The sequence below is a fragment of the Pelorhabdus sp. sgz311001 genome, assembly GCF_055901755.1.
The window spans coordinates 13759-29399 of sequence record NZ_JBVXUT010000006.1; the positions used below are offsets into that span (position 1 = coordinate 13759).

A 15641-nucleotide genomic window follows, 5' to 3' on the forward strand; every position below is an offset into this window, starting at 1 on the left:
GACAAAGGCCAGCTTCGTCCGCTACAGGTAACAGTTTAACACAATCATATAGAAAGGTAAAGAGGAAAATGTGTTTTAGGAATGAACACTTGTGACTATATTCTTGTTTTCGCTTGTAAGGTTTCTTTAAGCGCCGCAACAAGTTTATTGTATTCTGGCTCTACCTCAGCATCAGTAAGGGTTCTTTCATTGCTACGATATACCAGGGAAAAAGCTAGGCTCTTGGCTCCCTGTTCCACTTGCTCGCCAGTGTATACGTCAAAAAGACTAACTTCTTCCAATAAAGGACTCTTTGTTTTACCTATCACATCAAGAACACTCTTTGCTTCTGTAGACTCAGGCAATACAAGCGCCAAGTCACGTGAAATAGCCGGAAATTTCGGCAAGGGAGAATATTTCTTAACTTCACCCATACCCAGTAAAGCTTTCATAACATCCTCTTGACTTAAAGCCGTAAAGTTCAAATCAAATACATAGACTTTCCGGTTAAGACCATAGGCCTGTTGCACTGTAGGATGAATTTCTCCTACATAGCCAATAATCTCTCCGGCATATAAAACAGCGGCGCATTTTCCGGGATGAAAGGAAGCAGTTTGTGCTGCCTCAAAAGAAAAATCTTGAATACCTAAACTGGCAAAAATCGTTTCAACAACGCCCTTGGCATCATAAAAATCGACTTCTTCTTTTCCTTGATTCCACGCTGTAAGTTGTCGTTTCCCCGTTAGAGCCCCTGCTAAACGCTGCGGTTCTTCCGGCAAAACATCTTGTTCTGCCTGCGGCAAATAAATCGCACCTAACTCAAAAATCTTTACATCAAGATTCTTGCGAGACACATTACGCGCTACGGTTTCCAAAAGATTCGGCAACAAAGTAGTTCGTAAATCAGAGAATTCTTCCACGATCGGATTTAATAACGGTACCGTATTTCGCAGCGGATCAGCCGCGTCCAAACCAATTTTGTCAAAAGCGCCAGGATGAATGAAACTATAAGTAATAATTTCGCTGAAACCGTTCGCTGTCAACGAATTTTTTACTTTATCTGCGATCAAAGCCTCATAGCTTTGCCCACCTTGTACCACAGTCCCTTGTGGCGTCGTAGCAGGAACTTGGTCGTATCCCTTGAGCCGTGCTACTTCCTCGGCAATATCAGCCATCCCCGTCACATCAGAACGCCAGGAAGGAACCGTAACAGTAATATCGCCATCACTATCAGGACCGACAACGGCAAAGTCAAGCTTTTGCAAAAGATCTACCATATCACCTACGAGAAAATCAGTGCCAAGATAGTCATTAATTTGCTTGCCTGTAAAGCTAAACTTACTTGGCATAGTAACATTCGGGTAGATATCGACAATGCCAGTACATACTTTAGCCGCCCCCATATCAACAAGAAGCTGAGCCGCCCGGTCGAGTGCCGCCGTAACAGCGCTTACATCAACCCCTCGTTCAAAACGACCTGATGCTTCGGAACGAAGTCCCAGTTTTCTAGCTGTCTTACGAATTCTAGCACTATGAAACGCGGCTGCTTCCAGCACAATTGTACGGCTCTGATTCGTCACTTCACTCAGTAATCCACCCATAACACCAGCAACGCCTACAGGCTGCAGGGCATCGGCAATAACAATCATTTCATCCGTTAATTCTCGTTTCGTATCATCAAGAGTCGTAATCGTTTCACCCTGGTTTGCCAAACGTACTGTAATCTGCTGTTTCGATAGCATAGCATGGTCATAGGCATGCATAGGCTGGCCAAATTCCAACATGACAAAATTTGTGACATCAACAATATTGTTGATGGAACGAATGCCGGCGGAACGAAGGCGCATTTTGAGCCATTCTGGCGACGGGCCAACTTTTACGTCTTCCAGAACCCTAGCAGCAAAACGGGCGCACAGCGACGGGTCAGCAATCGAAATCGAAATTTTATCACTGGCCTTCCCTTCCCCAGTTTCTTTTACATTTAACAACGGCTTTTTCAACGTGCCGCCCGTAAGTACAGCAATCTCTCTGGCTAAGCCAATCATGCTGAAACAATCAGCCCGGTTCGGTGTTAATTCAAATTCCAAAATCACATCATCAAGGCCTAAGACTGTGTGAATGTCTTCCCCAATAGGCGTATCAGCACTTAACAGAAAGATTCCATCTTTTTCTTCGGGCAACAGCGTCTTTTCATCAAGAGCCATCTCTTTGGCTGAACAAAGCATGCCGTAAGAAGGCAGCCCACGAAGCTTACTTTCTTTGATTTTCATACCAGTAGGCAATTTTGCCCCAATTTTTGCTACGGGAACTACTGCGCCTTTTGTTACGTTTTTAGCGCCTGTGATAATAGTAAGAATCTCAGTTTTTACATCTATTTTACAAATACTGAGCTTATCGGCGTCAGGATGAGGATAAATATCAAGTACCTTGCCTGTTACTACGTTTGTAAGATTCTCTCCTAAGTGTTGAACTGCTTCTACCGGAATTCCCGCCATAGTAAGCTGTTCTCCTAGCACATCAGGATCAACCGTAAAATCGACATATTCTTTAAGCCATTTAATCGAAGCCTGCATAATCTTCCTCCTGTTACTTTCTCTTAATACTGTCCTAAAAAGCGCACATCATTTTCAAAGAAGAGTCTCATATCGTCAATTCCATACAAAAGCATGGCAATTCGTTCTACACCCATGCCAAAGGCAAAACCACTGACTACAGCCAGATCATAATTATTTAATGTAAGTACATTAGGATGAACCATACCTGATCCTAGGATTTCTAGCCAGCCCGTTCCCGAGCATACCCGACAGCCCTTGCCGCCGCACATTACACAAGAAATATCTACCTCAGCACTAGGTTCGGTAAACGGAAAAAAGCTGGGACGAAACCGTACAGCTACAGAATTACCAAAAATCTCATGAATAAAGAGCTCTAAGGTTCCTTTTAAATCAGAGAACCGGATATTTTTATCAACAACAAGCCCTTCTACCTGATGGAACATGGGCGAATGAGTCGCATCATAGTCACTGCGATATACTTTGCCTGGAGCAATAATCCGCACTGGCGAATTCGGTTCCTTCGATTGCAGCGTGCGGGCTTGTACTGGTGAAGTGTGAGTCCGCAGCAAAATACTTTCGGTTATATAAAAAGAATCTTGCATGTCCCGTGCTGGGTGTTCCTTAGGAAAATTGAGCATTTCAAAATTATAATAATCCTGCTCGACTTCTGGCCCCTCAGCAATTTGAAAGCCCATTTTCATGAAAATATCTTTAATCCGCGTAAGCGTAAGCGTTAATGGATGTAAATGCCCTTGTAGCGCCTTGCGCCCTGGCAGTGTTACATCAATCTTTTCTGAGGTCAGCCGCGCTGCCAGCGCCGCATTCTTCAATTCGGCTGTTTTTTGATCGAGAATTCCTTCTAATTCGGTGCGAATCTCATTGACGACTTGTCCCATCTTCGGCCGCAATTCAGCACTTAAAGAGCCAAGGCCGCGCAACATTGATGTAAGACTGCCCTTTTTCCCTAAGTATTTCACACGTAGATCCTGCAACAATTCGAGACTATCCGCAGCATGAATCGCTGCTAAAGCCTCTTGTCGCAAATTTTGCAATTGCTGTTCCATATAATACCTCCAAAAATAAATTAGGGTAAAAAAAAAGCCTTCACCCCACCAAGGGGCGAAAGTCTGACTTCCGCGGTACCACCCAAATTACCTCTTTGCTTTCAATAACGCCGAAACCGCGTCTGGCCTAATCTCAGTTCAGCCAAAATGCTCCAAAGTGAACTTCAGACAGCCTGCTTGAGAATTGCTTTCAATCTACGGCAAATTCCTCCCTGTACAAGCACAAGCTTCCTACTCTCTTTATCATCGCATATAAAACTATTGAAGCCGCATTTTTCGATACCATAAATAAGCTACGATAGAACCTGTCTGTTTAAAGACGCTCCAAAAGACTTCAGCGGGGACCATGTGTAACCACACCTTCCTTGCTAGCTTTAGGAATAAATACGATTCGTTATCAGTATAGCATAGGAAAAAGCAAAGTTCAAGACGAGAAGCGGCGCTGCCTGAGGGCTTCATACAAAATTACCGCTGCTGAAATGGACACATTTAAAGATTCCGCTTTGCCAATCAAAGGAATATGGACAAAACCGTCGCAATATTCTTTTACGAAAGAACTCATTCCCTGCCCTTCATTTCCAAAAGCAATACAGCAACTAGGGCGCCAATCTACATTATAATAGGAAACGGCATTTTCTACAGATGTGCCATATAAGGAAATTTTTTCTGCTTGCAGCCATTGCAAAATCAAATCTGCTTCCGCTGATAATACCGAAAGATGAAATAACGATCCCATCGACGCCCTCACGACTTTCGGATTATAAACATCTACGCTCTGAATTAAGAGAACGCCGTCACACCCTGCTGCATCGGCCGTCCGAATCAGAGTACCTAAATTCCCCGGATCTTGTATGCCATCGGCAAGCACCCAAAAGGGATTTGATCCAGCCTTTGGCAAAGCTTGCTCTTTCTGTTTGACTATTGCCACTATTCCCTGGGGTTCACGAGTATCGCTGATTTTAGCCAGCAAGGCTTCCGAAACTTCATAAACATGACTACATTCTTCGGCCTGCTTCAGCAAAGCGGCGCTACGCTCTTGTCCGCCAAAGCTATCGGCAACAAAAATACTCTCACAAAACCAGTCAGAAGCTAAAACCTCTTCCACTAAGCGAACGCCTTCCACAAGAAAAAGGCCCGTTTCTTCCCGATATTTTTTTTGTTTCAACGAAGCAGCAAGTTTTATATTTTGATTTTGAGGACTTTGTATTTTTTCACGCATAGACCTCATGCCTCCTTTAAAAATAGGTTAATCCATCCTAAAAAAAACAAAAGATTGACAAATTTTTCAGACTATATTAGCATAAAAGTAAGAAGAAGTATCTTCTTTACATGGTTTGGACTAAAAAAGTATAAGGAGGGTGTTACTATGGTTCATGTACCCAATACACTTCAAACTGGAATCTATTATGAAGTACAAAAAACGGTTGATGCTGCCGATGTAGCTGCGAACTACGGTTCGCACGAACTCCAAAATCTCCTTGCAACTCCTGCTTATGTCGCCATGATGATTGAAGCAGCTACCCAAGCTGTTGATCCCCTACTCCCTGATGGATTGGTCACCGTGGGACAGTCCATGGAATTTATCCACCAAGCTCCTACCGTTTTAGGAATGAATATTACCGTGCGAGCTACCTTAAACAAATTGGAAGACAATAAACTGTCTTTCATTATCACAGCTCATGATGAGATCGGTGAAATCGGCCATGGAAAACATGTTCGTCTGATCGTAAATCGAGATTCTCTGTTAAAACGTGCTTATGAACGCGCCGGTGTTTACGGCGTTAAGTAAAATCTTGCGACAAAAAAGGGCTTGCTAAGCAAGCCCTTTTCCTTTTATTCTGCTAAGTCTTACCGATTTTCTTTAGCGGTAGCAACAAGCTGAGCAAAAGCAGTCATGTCGTTTACAGCTAAATCAGCAAGCATTTTACGGTTTACTTCTACACCAGCTTTTTTTAGTCCGCTGATCATTTGGCTATAAGAAATACCGTTCATGCGGGCTGCTGCATTGATACGAGCAATCCACAATTTACGGAAATCACCTTTTTTCGCGCGACGGTCACGGCGAGCATAGTAAAGAGCTTTCATTACTGTTTCATTTGCTTTTTTGAACAGTTTGCTCTTGGAACCTCTAAAACCTTTTGCTAATTTTAAAATCTTTTTATGACGACGATGTGCAGTCACGCCTTTTTTTACTCTCGGCATCTGCGATCCCCCATTTCGATTATAAGTTTATTATGCGTACGGCAACATTTTTACTACGCGGTTATGATCGGATTTGCTAATAAGCGTAGCTTTACGCAAATTGCGTTTCCGAGATGGAGACTTTTTCTCCAAAATGTGGCTTTTAAAAGCTTTAGCACGTTTAAATTCGCCAGTTCCGGTTACTTTAAACCGTTTGGCTGCACTTCTCCGTGTTTTCATCTTAGGCATACTGAGAATCCCCCTTAGGTTAATTATGTTGCTTTGGAGCAAGAATCATAATCATATTTTTCCCTTCAAGTTTCGGGTCACGCTCCACATTGACCGTCTCTTTTAATATACCGGCCATTTTGACAAGCAATTGACGGCCGAGTTCAGGGTGAGAAAGTTCACGACCACGGAACATGATCGTCACTTTCACTTTATCTCCGTCAGCTAAAAAGCGCTGCGCATTTTTTAGTTTGACTTCAAAATCATGATCTTCAATGCCTGGGCGAAGTTTTACTTCTTTTACGGTAACAGTCTTCTGCTTTTTCTTTGTTTCTTTATCGCGCTTTTGCTGCTCATATTTAAATTTACCAAAATCCATAATACGGCAGACCGGCGGTTTCGCAGTCGGTGCTACTTCTACAAGATCCAACTGTTGTTCGGAAGCAAGACGGACAGCCTCTCTCGTAAGCATAATTCCTAACTGATCGCCAGTACTACTTACAACACGAACTTCTCTGACTCGAATCTCCTCATTCACCCTCAAAGTATCTTTGCTAATCACCATTCACCTCTTTCAATTCAAATAAAAAACGGGCGGCATAACCCACCCGTTCCACGACGACATTCATCTATGAAATCAACTACCTTACGAACAGTTCGTTGTAAGGTGAGAAGCGGATGGCCTCTGCTTAGTTATTCTCGTTTTGACTTATTTAGTTTACCACTCTTATTTTACACTGTCAACAGTTTTATTGAATTTGTTACCAAGCTTTCTTAGCCGCAATATCAGCCTGAAGGGCCGCGATAAACGCATCGACTTCCTGGGTGCCAATATCGCCTTCGCCCCGTTTTCTGACAGCAACTAGACCACTTTCCATTTCCTTATCACCAAGAACTAGCATATAAGGCGTTTTCTGCAATTGCGCTTCCCTGATTTTATAGCCAATCTTTTCACTACGGACATCAACAGCAGTGCGAATACCTGCTTTCTTCATCTTTGCCGCCAATTCTTTCGCATAAGCAGCCTGGCGATCTGTAATTGGCAGGATTTTCACCTGTACTGGTGAGAGCCATAAAGGGAAAGCCCCAGCATAATGTTCAATCAAAATTCCCATAAAACGTTCCATACTGCCGTAAGCAACGCGATGAATCATAACCGGACGATGTTTTTGCCCATCTTCGCCGATATAAGTTAGATCAAATTTTTCCGGCATCTGCATATCTAACTGAATCGTACCACATTGCCAAGTTCTGCCGATGGAATCAGTAAGATGGAAATCAATTTTCGGACCATAGAAAGCGCCATCGCCTTCATTCACCTTATAGGTCATTTTCCGATCTTCTAAGGCATCACGCAGTGCGTTCGTTGCCACTTCCCATACTTCATCAGATCCCATAGAATCTTCCGGCCGTGTACTAAGTTCCGCATGATAAGTAAGGCCGAAAACGCTATAAACAGTATTGAAGAGATCAATGACTTTTTGAATTTCTTCTTTAATCTGCGACGGCAACATAAAGATATGAGCATCATCTTGCGTAAAGCTTCTTACGCGCATCAAGCCGTGCAAAGCGCCGGAAAGCTCATGGCGATGAACCAGACCGAGTTCACAAGTGCGAAGCGGCAGATCACGATAACTATGATGCTGCGTCCGATATACAAGAATACCACCAGGGCAGTTCATGGGTTTTACGGCATAGCCTTCCCCATCAATCTGCGTAAAGTACATATTTTCCCGATAGTGATCCCAGTGACCGGACTGCTGCCAAAGCGCCTGATTTAAGATGATCGGCGTTTTAATTTCCTGATAATCATATTCATTATGAATCTCACGCCAGAAAGTTTCCAATTCGTTGCGAATAATCATGCCATTGGGATGGAGGAACGGAAAGCCCGGGCCCTCTTCTTGAATACTGAATAAATCAAGTTCCTTGCCAAGTTTACGATGATCCCGTTTGGCGGCTTCTTCGAGCATTGTCAGATAGGCGTCAAGTTCTGCTTTCTTTTCAAAAACAGTGCCATAAATACGCTGCAACATTTTACGTTTTTCATCACCGCGCCAGTAAGCACCAGCCAAGCTCTGCAGCTTTACCGCTTTCAATCGGCCGGTAGAAGGCACATGGGGGCCAGCGCAAAGATCCACAAAATCCCCTTGACGATACAGTGAAATCTGTACATCAGGCGGTAAATCATTGATTAGTTCTAATTTATAGGTTTCACCAAGCTCTTTAAAAATTTGGATCGCTTCTTTACGGCTTACGACTTGCCGCTCGATTGCTAAGTTTTCTTTAACAATCTTCTCCATCTCAGCCTGAATTTTGGCAAGATCTTCGGGCGTAAAGGTATGAGTTGTATCAAAATCATAATAAAAGCCATTAGCAATAGCTGGTCCAATACCAAGTTTTACATCAGGAAACAGGTGTTTTACCGCTTGTGCTAAAAGATGTGAGCCACTATGACGGAGTGCATCCTTGCCTGCCTGGTCTTCAAAGGTAAAAAACTCAATCTTGCCGCCTTTATCTAACTTATGCATTAAGTCCACAGTCTCACCATCAAGCTTGGCTACAAGAACTGCTTTTCCCAAGCCGCGGCTAATCGATTGGGCAGCCGCTAATACGGTTGTACCTGCTTCAAATTCTCTCGCTTGTCCATCTTTCAAAATGAGTTCAATCATTGTTTTTCTACCTCCTAATCAAATACCCTCAGAGACCTTCAGACAAAACAAAAAAACCCTCTATCCCTGTAGGGACGAGAGTTGTTGCCCGTGGTTCCACCCTGATTCTGCGTACCAAAACGCAGGCTCTTCGATTTTGTAACGAAAATCACTCGGCTTCTTATACTCGTTAGGTTCCAAGAAGCAGTTTAGAGGTGGTAATCGCCAAGAAGTCCTGCGAAGATGGTTTCAGCCAAGCCATCTCTCTCTGCACGCGGCGCTTTCTGTGATCATGTCCTCGTCATTACTATTCGTAGCTTTATACTGTAAATTCTAATTTAGTAATTATTATAAAACGCGTAGCCGCAAAAGTCAATGATTTCCCCTACTAGGACGACATAAACTGCAGCCATCACATAAAATCACTCTTCCCTCAAAAACACTTTGAATCGTACTAATAATTTCAAAATTAGCCAAAGCTCCGGCAAAGTGAACCATAACGGTGTATGGCGCGAGTGTCACCAATGCACTAATTAAAGCATCTTGATCGTTCATGGCGCCCGTGTCGCCAACCATATCCAAAAATGTTTCTTCTAAACTTTCGCCCGCTTCATTTAAAATCTGAAAATGCTGATTTTCTAGGACAATAACATGAATCTCTTCGTGTTTCGGCTGTTGGGATTCTACAAAGTACCGCAGTACGCGAATAAACTCCTGATATTCCAATTCCATCATAAAATCGTCCACCGTGCGGTCAATGACCTGAGCCAGCTTTTCGTAGTAAGACTTCAGACGAAAATGCATAAACCCTTCTAGAATTAAATCATGACCATACTCTAAGTACTCAGTCATTTTATCAGCAATATATTGAAACCGAACTGTAGAGGGATAGCTGGTATCGGCAGTCGTGGGGACTTCAATGCGCTTTAACACTTTTTGCAACAAACTTTGCCGTTCAGAGCTGCTAAAATACTCATAGCGTCGTTCAATCATTCGCTGCAATAGCGGCTGCTCAGCAACTGTTACGATATATCTAGCCAAAAGCGCCGTAATTTCTTGTTTCACGAGCCGCTTTACCCGTTCATAGTTACGAAAAGACAATTCCCCTTCGTTGACATGACAGCTAATAAATTGATAGCTTCCTTTCACCTCATTATGGACAGCTACCTTATAACCTTTATAGGCTAAATTAGCACAGACTGCCTCAATTTCGACATTTAAGCTTCGATCACTATCATCAGAATGACGAAGCCCAATTGTCAGTAATTTCACCTCTGCCACCTCCTTCGCTGCTATTATTATATGTCTTTTGCCACGAATGCATACGAAGGAAGAAGGGTCTTTCTACTTTAAGCTTGTTGTTCGGTCTGCTGAATCGCCGCTTCAATAGCATCATACCAGGAATCGCGTTTTCCTATCCCTACGCGCCATACTACATCTTGAATACTACGAATGACTAATACATTAGGAATAATATAAAAAGTTTTTTCTTTTTGTAGTTCGGCAATATGATACAATGACAAATCTGTAGAAAATTTATTCTCAGCATTTTCCAATAAATATCCGACAAATACTAGCCGCTCTGTTGTTAAGTACATAGCACCGTTTAGGACGGAATCTTCTATCGTGAGGTTGCCCAGTCCCTTTTTTACAACCTTTTCACCTTCAAGCAACTTAAAAGAATACATATAAGCGCTCCTTTCTCCATTGACTTTCTATTTTATCATTAAATATATCTTCTTATTCTCTTCGATTTTAACAAAAAAACCGCCGCAAAGAAACCTTGCAGCGGTTTAAAAAATTTTATTTTCCTGATAACGCAGCAAGCTGCTGTACCAAAATATCCTCAAAGCGTTCTGTTTTCTTCTTTTTGCCACTTTCTAGGTTATGAGGAAGATTCGGCTTTTGAAATTCCACTTTCTGAATTGGCAATACTCTTACTAAAGCATCCATTCCTATCGCCCTCCTTGGCTAGGTAATAAATCCCTTTTTAATAGTATCGAAGTCCCAGAAAAAAACTTAAGCTTTTTTTAACCACTTTTTAACTATTTTTTAATTATTTTTCAATTTTTGTTTTAACAGCCATTTTTCCGCAGCCGCTAACAACACATTTTTTTCGTTCACAAGCTCACCGTCTTGAACACGCTGCAGCAATATTTTTAAGCAAGAACCGATTGACTGCGGCTCAGGCGCCCATTTGCAAATCTCTTTACCACGTATAACCAAATCACTCGTATGAACAGGCATCTTACAAGTAACCTCTTCTAGGACCGTCAAAAAATGCTTGGAAAAACGAGCTTGATCCTTGCTGCTCTTTCCTGTCGCAATCGCATCAGCAAAGCAAAGTTGCGCTAATTCTACAAAAGCTCGCTTCAACTCAGCTTGATCACGAAACCGTCCGCTGCGTGCCTCCTCTCGAAGCCAATGCACTAAACTGCGAGAATCATTTTCGACAACAGTACGATAAAAAATCACATGAAACCGCATATGCTTTGCTACCAGCCAAGAAATACGGACGACAAATTTAGGTGCAAACTCCAATCTAGTCAAAATAGCTTTCGCTATAGTAGCCCCCGCTTTATCGTGACCATAATCCGTAATTCGCCCTTCAGCTGTGATGCTTCTCACGCCAACGCTTCCTTTGGCAACATCATGAAGCAAGGCCGCCCAGCGTACCGTAATATCGGTGGATGAAGCAACGACAGCTGCCACCGTATGATACCATACATCAAAAGAATGGAATGCCGGATTCTGTGGGACTCCCAACAAATCTCTTAATTCAGGCAACAGCGCAATCTCATAGACTTGACCTTGCCGCTTGACTTGGCAAGTACACTGAGCCAAGCCGGAATGAACCAAATAATCAAGTCCCACTGCGACCTGACCAGATAGCAACAGCTTATTGATCTCCGCCTTCACGCGCTCTAATGATAACCCTTTCACACGCTCTAAACAACGAGTCATAGCCTCATACGTTTTATCTTCAAGGCGAAAACCTAATTGTGCTGCAAACCGACAGGCGCGAAACAGGCGCAAGGCATCTTCTTGAAACCGTTTTACGGGATCTCCTACCGTTCGCAGTAGTGCCAAGTCCAAATCGTTTCGACCGCCAAAATAGTCAATAATTTTACCGGTCCTAGTAAGAGCCATAGCATTGATTGTAAAATCACGCCTTGCTAAATCCTCTTGTAGCGAATCTGTATACCTTACAGTTTCCGGACGATGGGCATCGTCGCCATAGCACTCTGTGCGAAAAGTAGCAACTTCCCACGTTTTATGTTCAAATACCAAAGCAACAACACCGAAATTCGCCCCAAGCTTTTCAACAATCCGCCAGCCCCTGCGATGGCAAAGCGCCAGCACCTCCTCCGGCTGAGCATTTGTAGCCACATCAAAATCCTTTGGCACAATGCCAAGCAAAAGATCACGTACAGCGCCACCGACAATATAAGCAGCAAAACCAGCCTCTGACAAGCTTTCAACTATAGCTAAAGCCTCTGATGGTATTTTTGCTGGCGAAATAACAGAAACATCTACAAAGCCCATCGGCTGTACCTCCTTTTTCAAAAGGATGTGCTGAATAAGAAAAAAGGAACCATTTAAATGGCCCCTAAAAACGTCCTATTCTGCTGATTTCTTTTTAAAATACCAGAAAGCGGCAATCGCGACAAGGGCAATTGCTGTAATTACACTGGCTTGATGACCATAGCGATTCATAATTTCCCAATTGTAGCCAAGCATCTTACCAATATAAATGAGCGCCACCGTCCAAGGAAAAGAACCGACTACTGTATAAATAACAAATTTGACAAAGGGAACCTGCGCGAACCCGGCTGGTAATGAAATAAAGGTTCTTACTACAGGCATAAGTCTAGCAAAAAATACTGCGGCCAGACCATAACGGTCAAACCAGCGTTGCGCTTGGTCCAAACGCTTCGTTGTAACGAAAAAGTATTTTCCATAGCGAAACACAAAAGGCCGTCCGCCATAATAACCAATACCGTAAGAAACAATCGAGCCAGCCAAACCGCCTAAAACACCGTATATGGTAGCAGGCCAAAACTCTAATCGACCTAAATAGACCAAATATCCGGCAAAACCAAAAATTAACTCGCTGGGTATCGGGATATTGGCGCTTTCCAAAGCCATTCCGAGAAAAATAGCCCAATAACCCCAAATATCAATAAAATAAGTTACCGATGAAAAGAACTGTTCCACTCACTCAACTCCTAACAAAACTTAGACAATCATCACAAGAATTGTATCATAGGATTGAGAGGTGTGTAAATAAATTCACTCTAAGGCAAATTTTTAATAATCAACACTTCATTACCGCGTTGACTATAAAGGACTTTATCGGTCCAAGCCGCCATAATTCCTAAACCCCGGCCGCATTCCGCATCTAGTTTTGTTTCAAACAGCTCTGGGATCGACTGATTGCCAAGTGATTCTATTGCTGCATTACCAAGAAAACCAGGGCCATCATCTTTCACTCGTATCACGAGACGCTGGCCAATCTTCTGGATCGTAACTTTTACTTTTGTACCATAGGCCAGCGCATTATTGAGCGCTTCCCCTAACACAATTTCGAGCTTAGGCCCCTCGCTTCCCGCCAACTTATAAAGCCTTTCCTTCACTTGATCGCGACGCAAGGCCGTATATTCATCTTGAGAAAAATTAAAATGCTGCTTTTTCTCAGGCCAAGCTCTAACTTCAATACATAAAGCGGAGCAATCATCAAAGCGCTGTCCATCCTGACTCAGTCGTTTTAAAGCTTCAACCGTTTCAGAAAACTGGCATATGCCGTTAAAAAAGGAATCTGGCAGTCGCTCATAAATTCCATCGGTCATAAAATAGAACAAATCACCATGCTGCAAAGGAATTGTGACAAATTCAAAATCAGGATCGCTAGTAATCCCAAGATACAAGCCACGCAAAGGCATTAAACCAATATCCGATTGCGTACAAGCAATAATATAATTGATTCCCCCTGTGATATAAGTGAGGGTTTGTTTGGCGAAGTCAAAAGTAAAGGCAATCATGGCTACAAAAGCATTTTCCGGGAAGTATTCTAGACAATACCGATTCAGTTCCAAAAAAGCAGTCGGCGTCCATCCCTGCTCCTTTTCCATCGTTTCATTTAACAAACTGCTGATTGACGCAGTATGAAGCGCCGTAGCAATTCCGTGTCCTGTCACATCAATGATATAACCATGCAATTGCTGCTTTGATCGCGACCATTTATACCCATAATAATCGCCGCTAACAAAATGCAGCGGTTGAAAAACAGTTCGAATCGCTACTAGCTCATTGTTAAACTCTGCTGGCAACAACGATTTTTGCATAGTTCCCGCCAGTTCTAATTCCCCCTGCAAAATCGCTTGTAATTTTTGCTGTTCTGTTACATCGCGATAAGAGATCAAAATAAGGCGTTTCCCGCTATATTCAATTAAAGAAGCAACCCGTTCCAGCTGGATTTTACTGCCGTCTTTGCGACGGCATGAGCGAATCGCAGCAGGCAGTCCGCCAAAACGAGCTAGCATAGCCACAAGACTTTGGAGAGAATCTTCACTAATCATAAGTAAATCAGACAGAGGCATTGACAAAAGTTCTTCACGCTCATAACCAAATACACGGAGCGAAGCATTATTGGCTTCCGTAATGATCTTGGAATTAAAATCTACAACAAGAACCGCTTCCGACGACTGCATCATAAGCGCTTCATAGCGGCGGCGATTTTCTTCTACTTCCGCCGTTATCCGCCTTTGCTCCGTAATATCAGTAATTAAAGTAGCCACATAATAAGGTTCAGGACTATAGGCGGAAATTTGATAGCATTTGTCACCCACTTCCAGAATTCGCTCAAAACTCAAACTTGTCGGCTGCAAAACTTGCGAACCATACTCTTTCAAGCAATCAAAAACCAGCTTCAGTTCATTGCAAGATACCTCGGAAATTTTCCGTCCGCTCCAAGAAAAGCCTGGCACGAGACGACAAAACTGTTCAATAAAAGAATGGTTTACATCGAGAATCTCTCCGTCAATCACTGCTCCATCGCGATCTAACAAAAGCTTACAATAGATAAACGCCTTTTTCATATGATCAAAGAGACCACGGTAGCGATTTTCACTCACCAGAAGCGCTTGATGATTTTCCAAAAGTAAGTCCTCGGCTGCCTGACGTTCACTCACTTCTTCTTCAAGCATGGCATTCATATCAGATAAAGCAATAGTTCGCTCATAGACTTTTCGTTCTAAACCTTCATTTAATTCTTTTAACGTGTCTTCCTTGCGCTTTCTCGCCTTTAGGTCTAGCACTAAAGCTGGAATAATAACAGCAAGCAAACCCAGACTTAAAAAACCTCCAGCAATTAACATCTGTCGCAGACGATTCTTACTTTCTTCCAAAATCAAAGATCGGTCAGCTAGTATTTGCCGTTGATCAGCCGTAATGGCCTGCAAAAGGGCGCGCATTTCATCCATCTGGCGCTTCCGCTCAAACATCATATCATTATCAGATACTTTACCTGGCAAAAGTATTTTCTGATTCCAGTCTGTTTCCAGTCTTTCTAGTTCCGTAATACGACTCTGCAACAAAGGGTCGTCTATCACAAGACTTTTTATGTCCATTAAATGCTCTTCAAATTCAGCTTTTCCTTGTTGATAAGGGCTTAAAAAAAGCGGTTCCTCCGTCACTAGGTAGCCGCGAATTCCTGTTTCCATATTGATTAGGCTCACCAAAAGCCCATCAGTGTGCTGCATAATTTGATAAGTATGTCGATTGCAGTCAAGTATTTTCGACTCTTCTTGACTATTGTGATAGGCATAACCGATCATAACTACAATCGAAAAAATAACACCAGCAAAACCAATATAAAGTTTTCGCACAACCGATGTATTAACAACAATATAGCGAAATGGCGACATACAAGCCCCTCCTCTAAAGCTATTTTTCGCTATATCTAGGAAAAAACCTCTTTATTA

The 15641-nt window shown here is 42.7% G+C and carries 14 protein-coding genes and 3 other annotated features; of the genes, 1 reads left to right on the top strand and 13 read right to left on the bottom strand.

What is annotated here, in order from left to right; translation table 11 throughout:
• Window positions 1-95: 95 nt before the first annotated feature.
• The 3 genes from pheT to AC0MXB_RS14710 all read right to left on the bottom strand — a co-directional run bounded on the left by pheT (window position 96) and on the right by AC0MXB_RS14710 (window position 4817).
• Window positions 96-2552 (bottom strand): phenylalanine--tRNA ligase subunit beta, encoded by a 2457-nt coding sequence (pheT, locus tag AC0MXB_RS14700; protein ID WP_474040479.1) that lies wholly within the window; start codon window positions 2550-2552, stop codon window positions 96-98.
• Between the two features lie 23 nt (window positions 2553-2575).
• On the bottom strand, window positions 2576-3598 hold the full coding sequence (gene pheS / locus AC0MXB_RS14705) for a phenylalanine--tRNA ligase subunit alpha (RefSeq protein WP_474040480.1): 1023 nt from the start codon (window positions 3596-3598) through the stop codon (window positions 2576-2578).
• A 48-nt stretch (window positions 3599-3646) separates the two neighbouring features.
• Window positions 3647-3854, bottom strand: a binding site (T-box leader).
• 168 nt (window positions 3855-4022) lie between these two features.
• Window positions 4023-4817, bottom strand: a complete 795-nt coding sequence (locus tag AC0MXB_RS14710; protein WP_474040481.1) for a TrmH family RNA methyltransferase — start codon at window positions 4815-4817, stop codon at window positions 4023-4025.
• A gap of 147 nt (window positions 4818-4964) precedes the next feature.
• Between AC0MXB_RS14710 and AC0MXB_RS14715 the strand changes: the two genes are divergently transcribed.
• A complete protein-coding gene (locus tag AC0MXB_RS14715) occupies window positions 4965-5387 on the top strand; it encodes a thioesterase family protein (protein WP_474040482.1) in 423 nt (140 codons plus the stop codon).
• Between the two features lie 59 nt (window positions 5388-5446).
• Here AC0MXB_RS14715 and rplT read toward each other — a convergent pair whose 3' ends face one another.
• The 10 genes from rplT to AC0MXB_RS14765 all read right to left on the bottom strand — a co-directional run bounded on the left by rplT (window position 5447) and on the right by AC0MXB_RS14765 (window position 15584).
• A complete protein-coding gene (gene rplT / locus AC0MXB_RS14720; RefSeq protein WP_474040483.1) occupies window positions 5447-5800 on the bottom strand; it encodes a 50S ribosomal protein L20 in 354 nt (117 codons plus the stop codon).
• 30 nt (window positions 5801-5830) lie between these two features.
• Window positions 5831-6028, bottom strand: coding sequence for a 50S ribosomal protein L35 (gene rpmI, locus AC0MXB_RS14725; RefSeq protein ID WP_474040484.1), 198 nt, complete (start codon window positions 6026-6028; stop codon window positions 5831-5833).
• 19 nt (window positions 6029-6047) lie between these two features.
• Window positions 6048-6551, bottom strand: coding sequence for a translation initiation factor IF-3 (gene infC / locus AC0MXB_RS14730; protein ID WP_474040718.1), 504 nt, complete (start codon window positions 6549-6551; stop codon window positions 6048-6050).
• Window positions 6552-6583: 32 nt separating this feature from the next.
• Window positions 6584-6704, bottom strand: a sequence feature (ribosomal protein L20 leader region).
• Window positions 6705-6768: 64 nt separating this feature from the next.
• Complete coding sequence (gene thrS / locus AC0MXB_RS14735; RefSeq protein ID WP_474040485.1) at window positions 6769-8679, bottom strand: threonine--tRNA ligase; 1911 nt, start codon at window positions 8677-8679, stop codon at window positions 6769-6771.
• Between the two features lie 67 nt (window positions 8680-8746).
• Window positions 8747-8972, bottom strand: a binding site (T-box leader).
• Between the two features lie 58 nt (window positions 8973-9030).
• The gene (gene ytxC, locus AC0MXB_RS14740) at window positions 9031-9930 is read right to left on the bottom strand and encodes a sporulation protein YtxC (RefSeq protein WP_474040486.1); all 900 of its coding nucleotides are present in this window, start codon (window positions 9928-9930) and stop codon (window positions 9031-9033) included.
• Between the two features lie 77 nt (window positions 9931-10007).
• A complete protein-coding gene (locus AC0MXB_RS14745; RefSeq protein WP_474040487.1) occupies window positions 10008-10346 on the bottom strand; it encodes a GRAM domain-containing protein in 339 nt (112 codons plus the stop codon).
• Window positions 10347-10461: 115 nt separating this feature from the next.
• A complete protein-coding gene (locus AC0MXB_RS14750; RefSeq protein WP_474040488.1) occupies window positions 10462-10611 on the bottom strand; it encodes a hypothetical protein in 150 nt (49 codons plus the stop codon).
• Between the two features lie 99 nt (window positions 10612-10710).
• Window positions 10711-12204, bottom strand: coding sequence for a CCA tRNA nucleotidyltransferase (locus AC0MXB_RS14755; protein ID WP_474040489.1), 1494 nt, complete (start codon window positions 12202-12204; stop codon window positions 10711-10713).
• A 75-nt stretch (window positions 12205-12279) separates the two neighbouring features.
• Window positions 12280-12876, bottom strand: a complete 597-nt coding sequence (locus AC0MXB_RS14760; protein WP_474040490.1) for a DedA family protein — start codon at window positions 12874-12876, stop codon at window positions 12280-12282.
• Window positions 12877-12956: 80 nt separating this feature from the next.
• Window positions 12957-15584 (bottom strand): CHASE3 domain-containing protein, encoded by a 2628-nt coding sequence (locus AC0MXB_RS14765; protein ID WP_474040491.1) that lies wholly within the window; start codon window positions 15582-15584, stop codon window positions 12957-12959.
• Between the last annotated feature and the right edge of the window lie 57 nt (window positions 15585-15641).

Excerpts from the sequence above, each read along its gene's own strand:
- pheT (WP_474040479.1), bottom strand. The coding sequence starts at position 2,552 with ATGCAGGCTTCGATTAAATGGCTTAAAGAATATGTCGATTTTACGGTT.
- pheS (WP_474040480.1), bottom strand. The coding sequence starts at position 3,598 with ATGGAACAGCAATTGCAAAATTTGCGACAAGAGGCTTTAGCAGCGATT.
- AC0MXB_RS14710 (WP_474040481.1), bottom strand. The coding sequence starts at position 4,817 with ATGCGTGAAAAAATACAAAGTCCTCAAAATCAAAATATAAAACTTGCT.
- AC0MXB_RS14715 (WP_474040482.1), top strand. The coding sequence starts at position 4,965 with ATGGTTCATGTACCCAATACACTTCAAACTGGAATCTATTATGAAGTA.
- rplT (WP_474040483.1), bottom strand. The coding sequence starts at position 5,800 with ATGCCGAGAGTAAAAAAAGGCGTGACTGCACATCGTCGTCATAAAAAG.
- rpmI (WP_474040484.1), bottom strand. The coding sequence starts at position 6,028 with ATGCCTAAGATGAAAACACGGAGAAGTGCAGCCAAACGGTTTAAAGTA.
- thrS (WP_474040485.1), bottom strand. The coding sequence starts at position 8,679 with ATGATTGAACTCATTTTGAAAGATGGACAAGCGAGAGAATTTGAAGCA.
- AC0MXB_RS14745 (WP_474040487.1), bottom strand. The coding sequence starts at position 10,346 with ATGTATTCTTTTAAGTTGCTTGAAGGTGAAAAGGTTGTAAAAAAGGGA.
- AC0MXB_RS14750 (WP_474040488.1), bottom strand. The coding sequence starts at position 10,611 with ATGGATGCTTTAGTAAGAGTATTGCCAATTCAGAAAGTGGAATTTCAA.
- AC0MXB_RS14755 (WP_474040489.1), bottom strand. The coding sequence starts at position 12,204 with ATGGGCTTTGTAGATGTTTCTGTTATTTCGCCAGCAAAAATACCATCA.
- AC0MXB_RS14765 (WP_474040491.1), bottom strand. The coding sequence starts at position 15,584 with ATGTCGCCATTTCGCTATATTGTTGTTAATACATCGGTTGTGCGAAAA.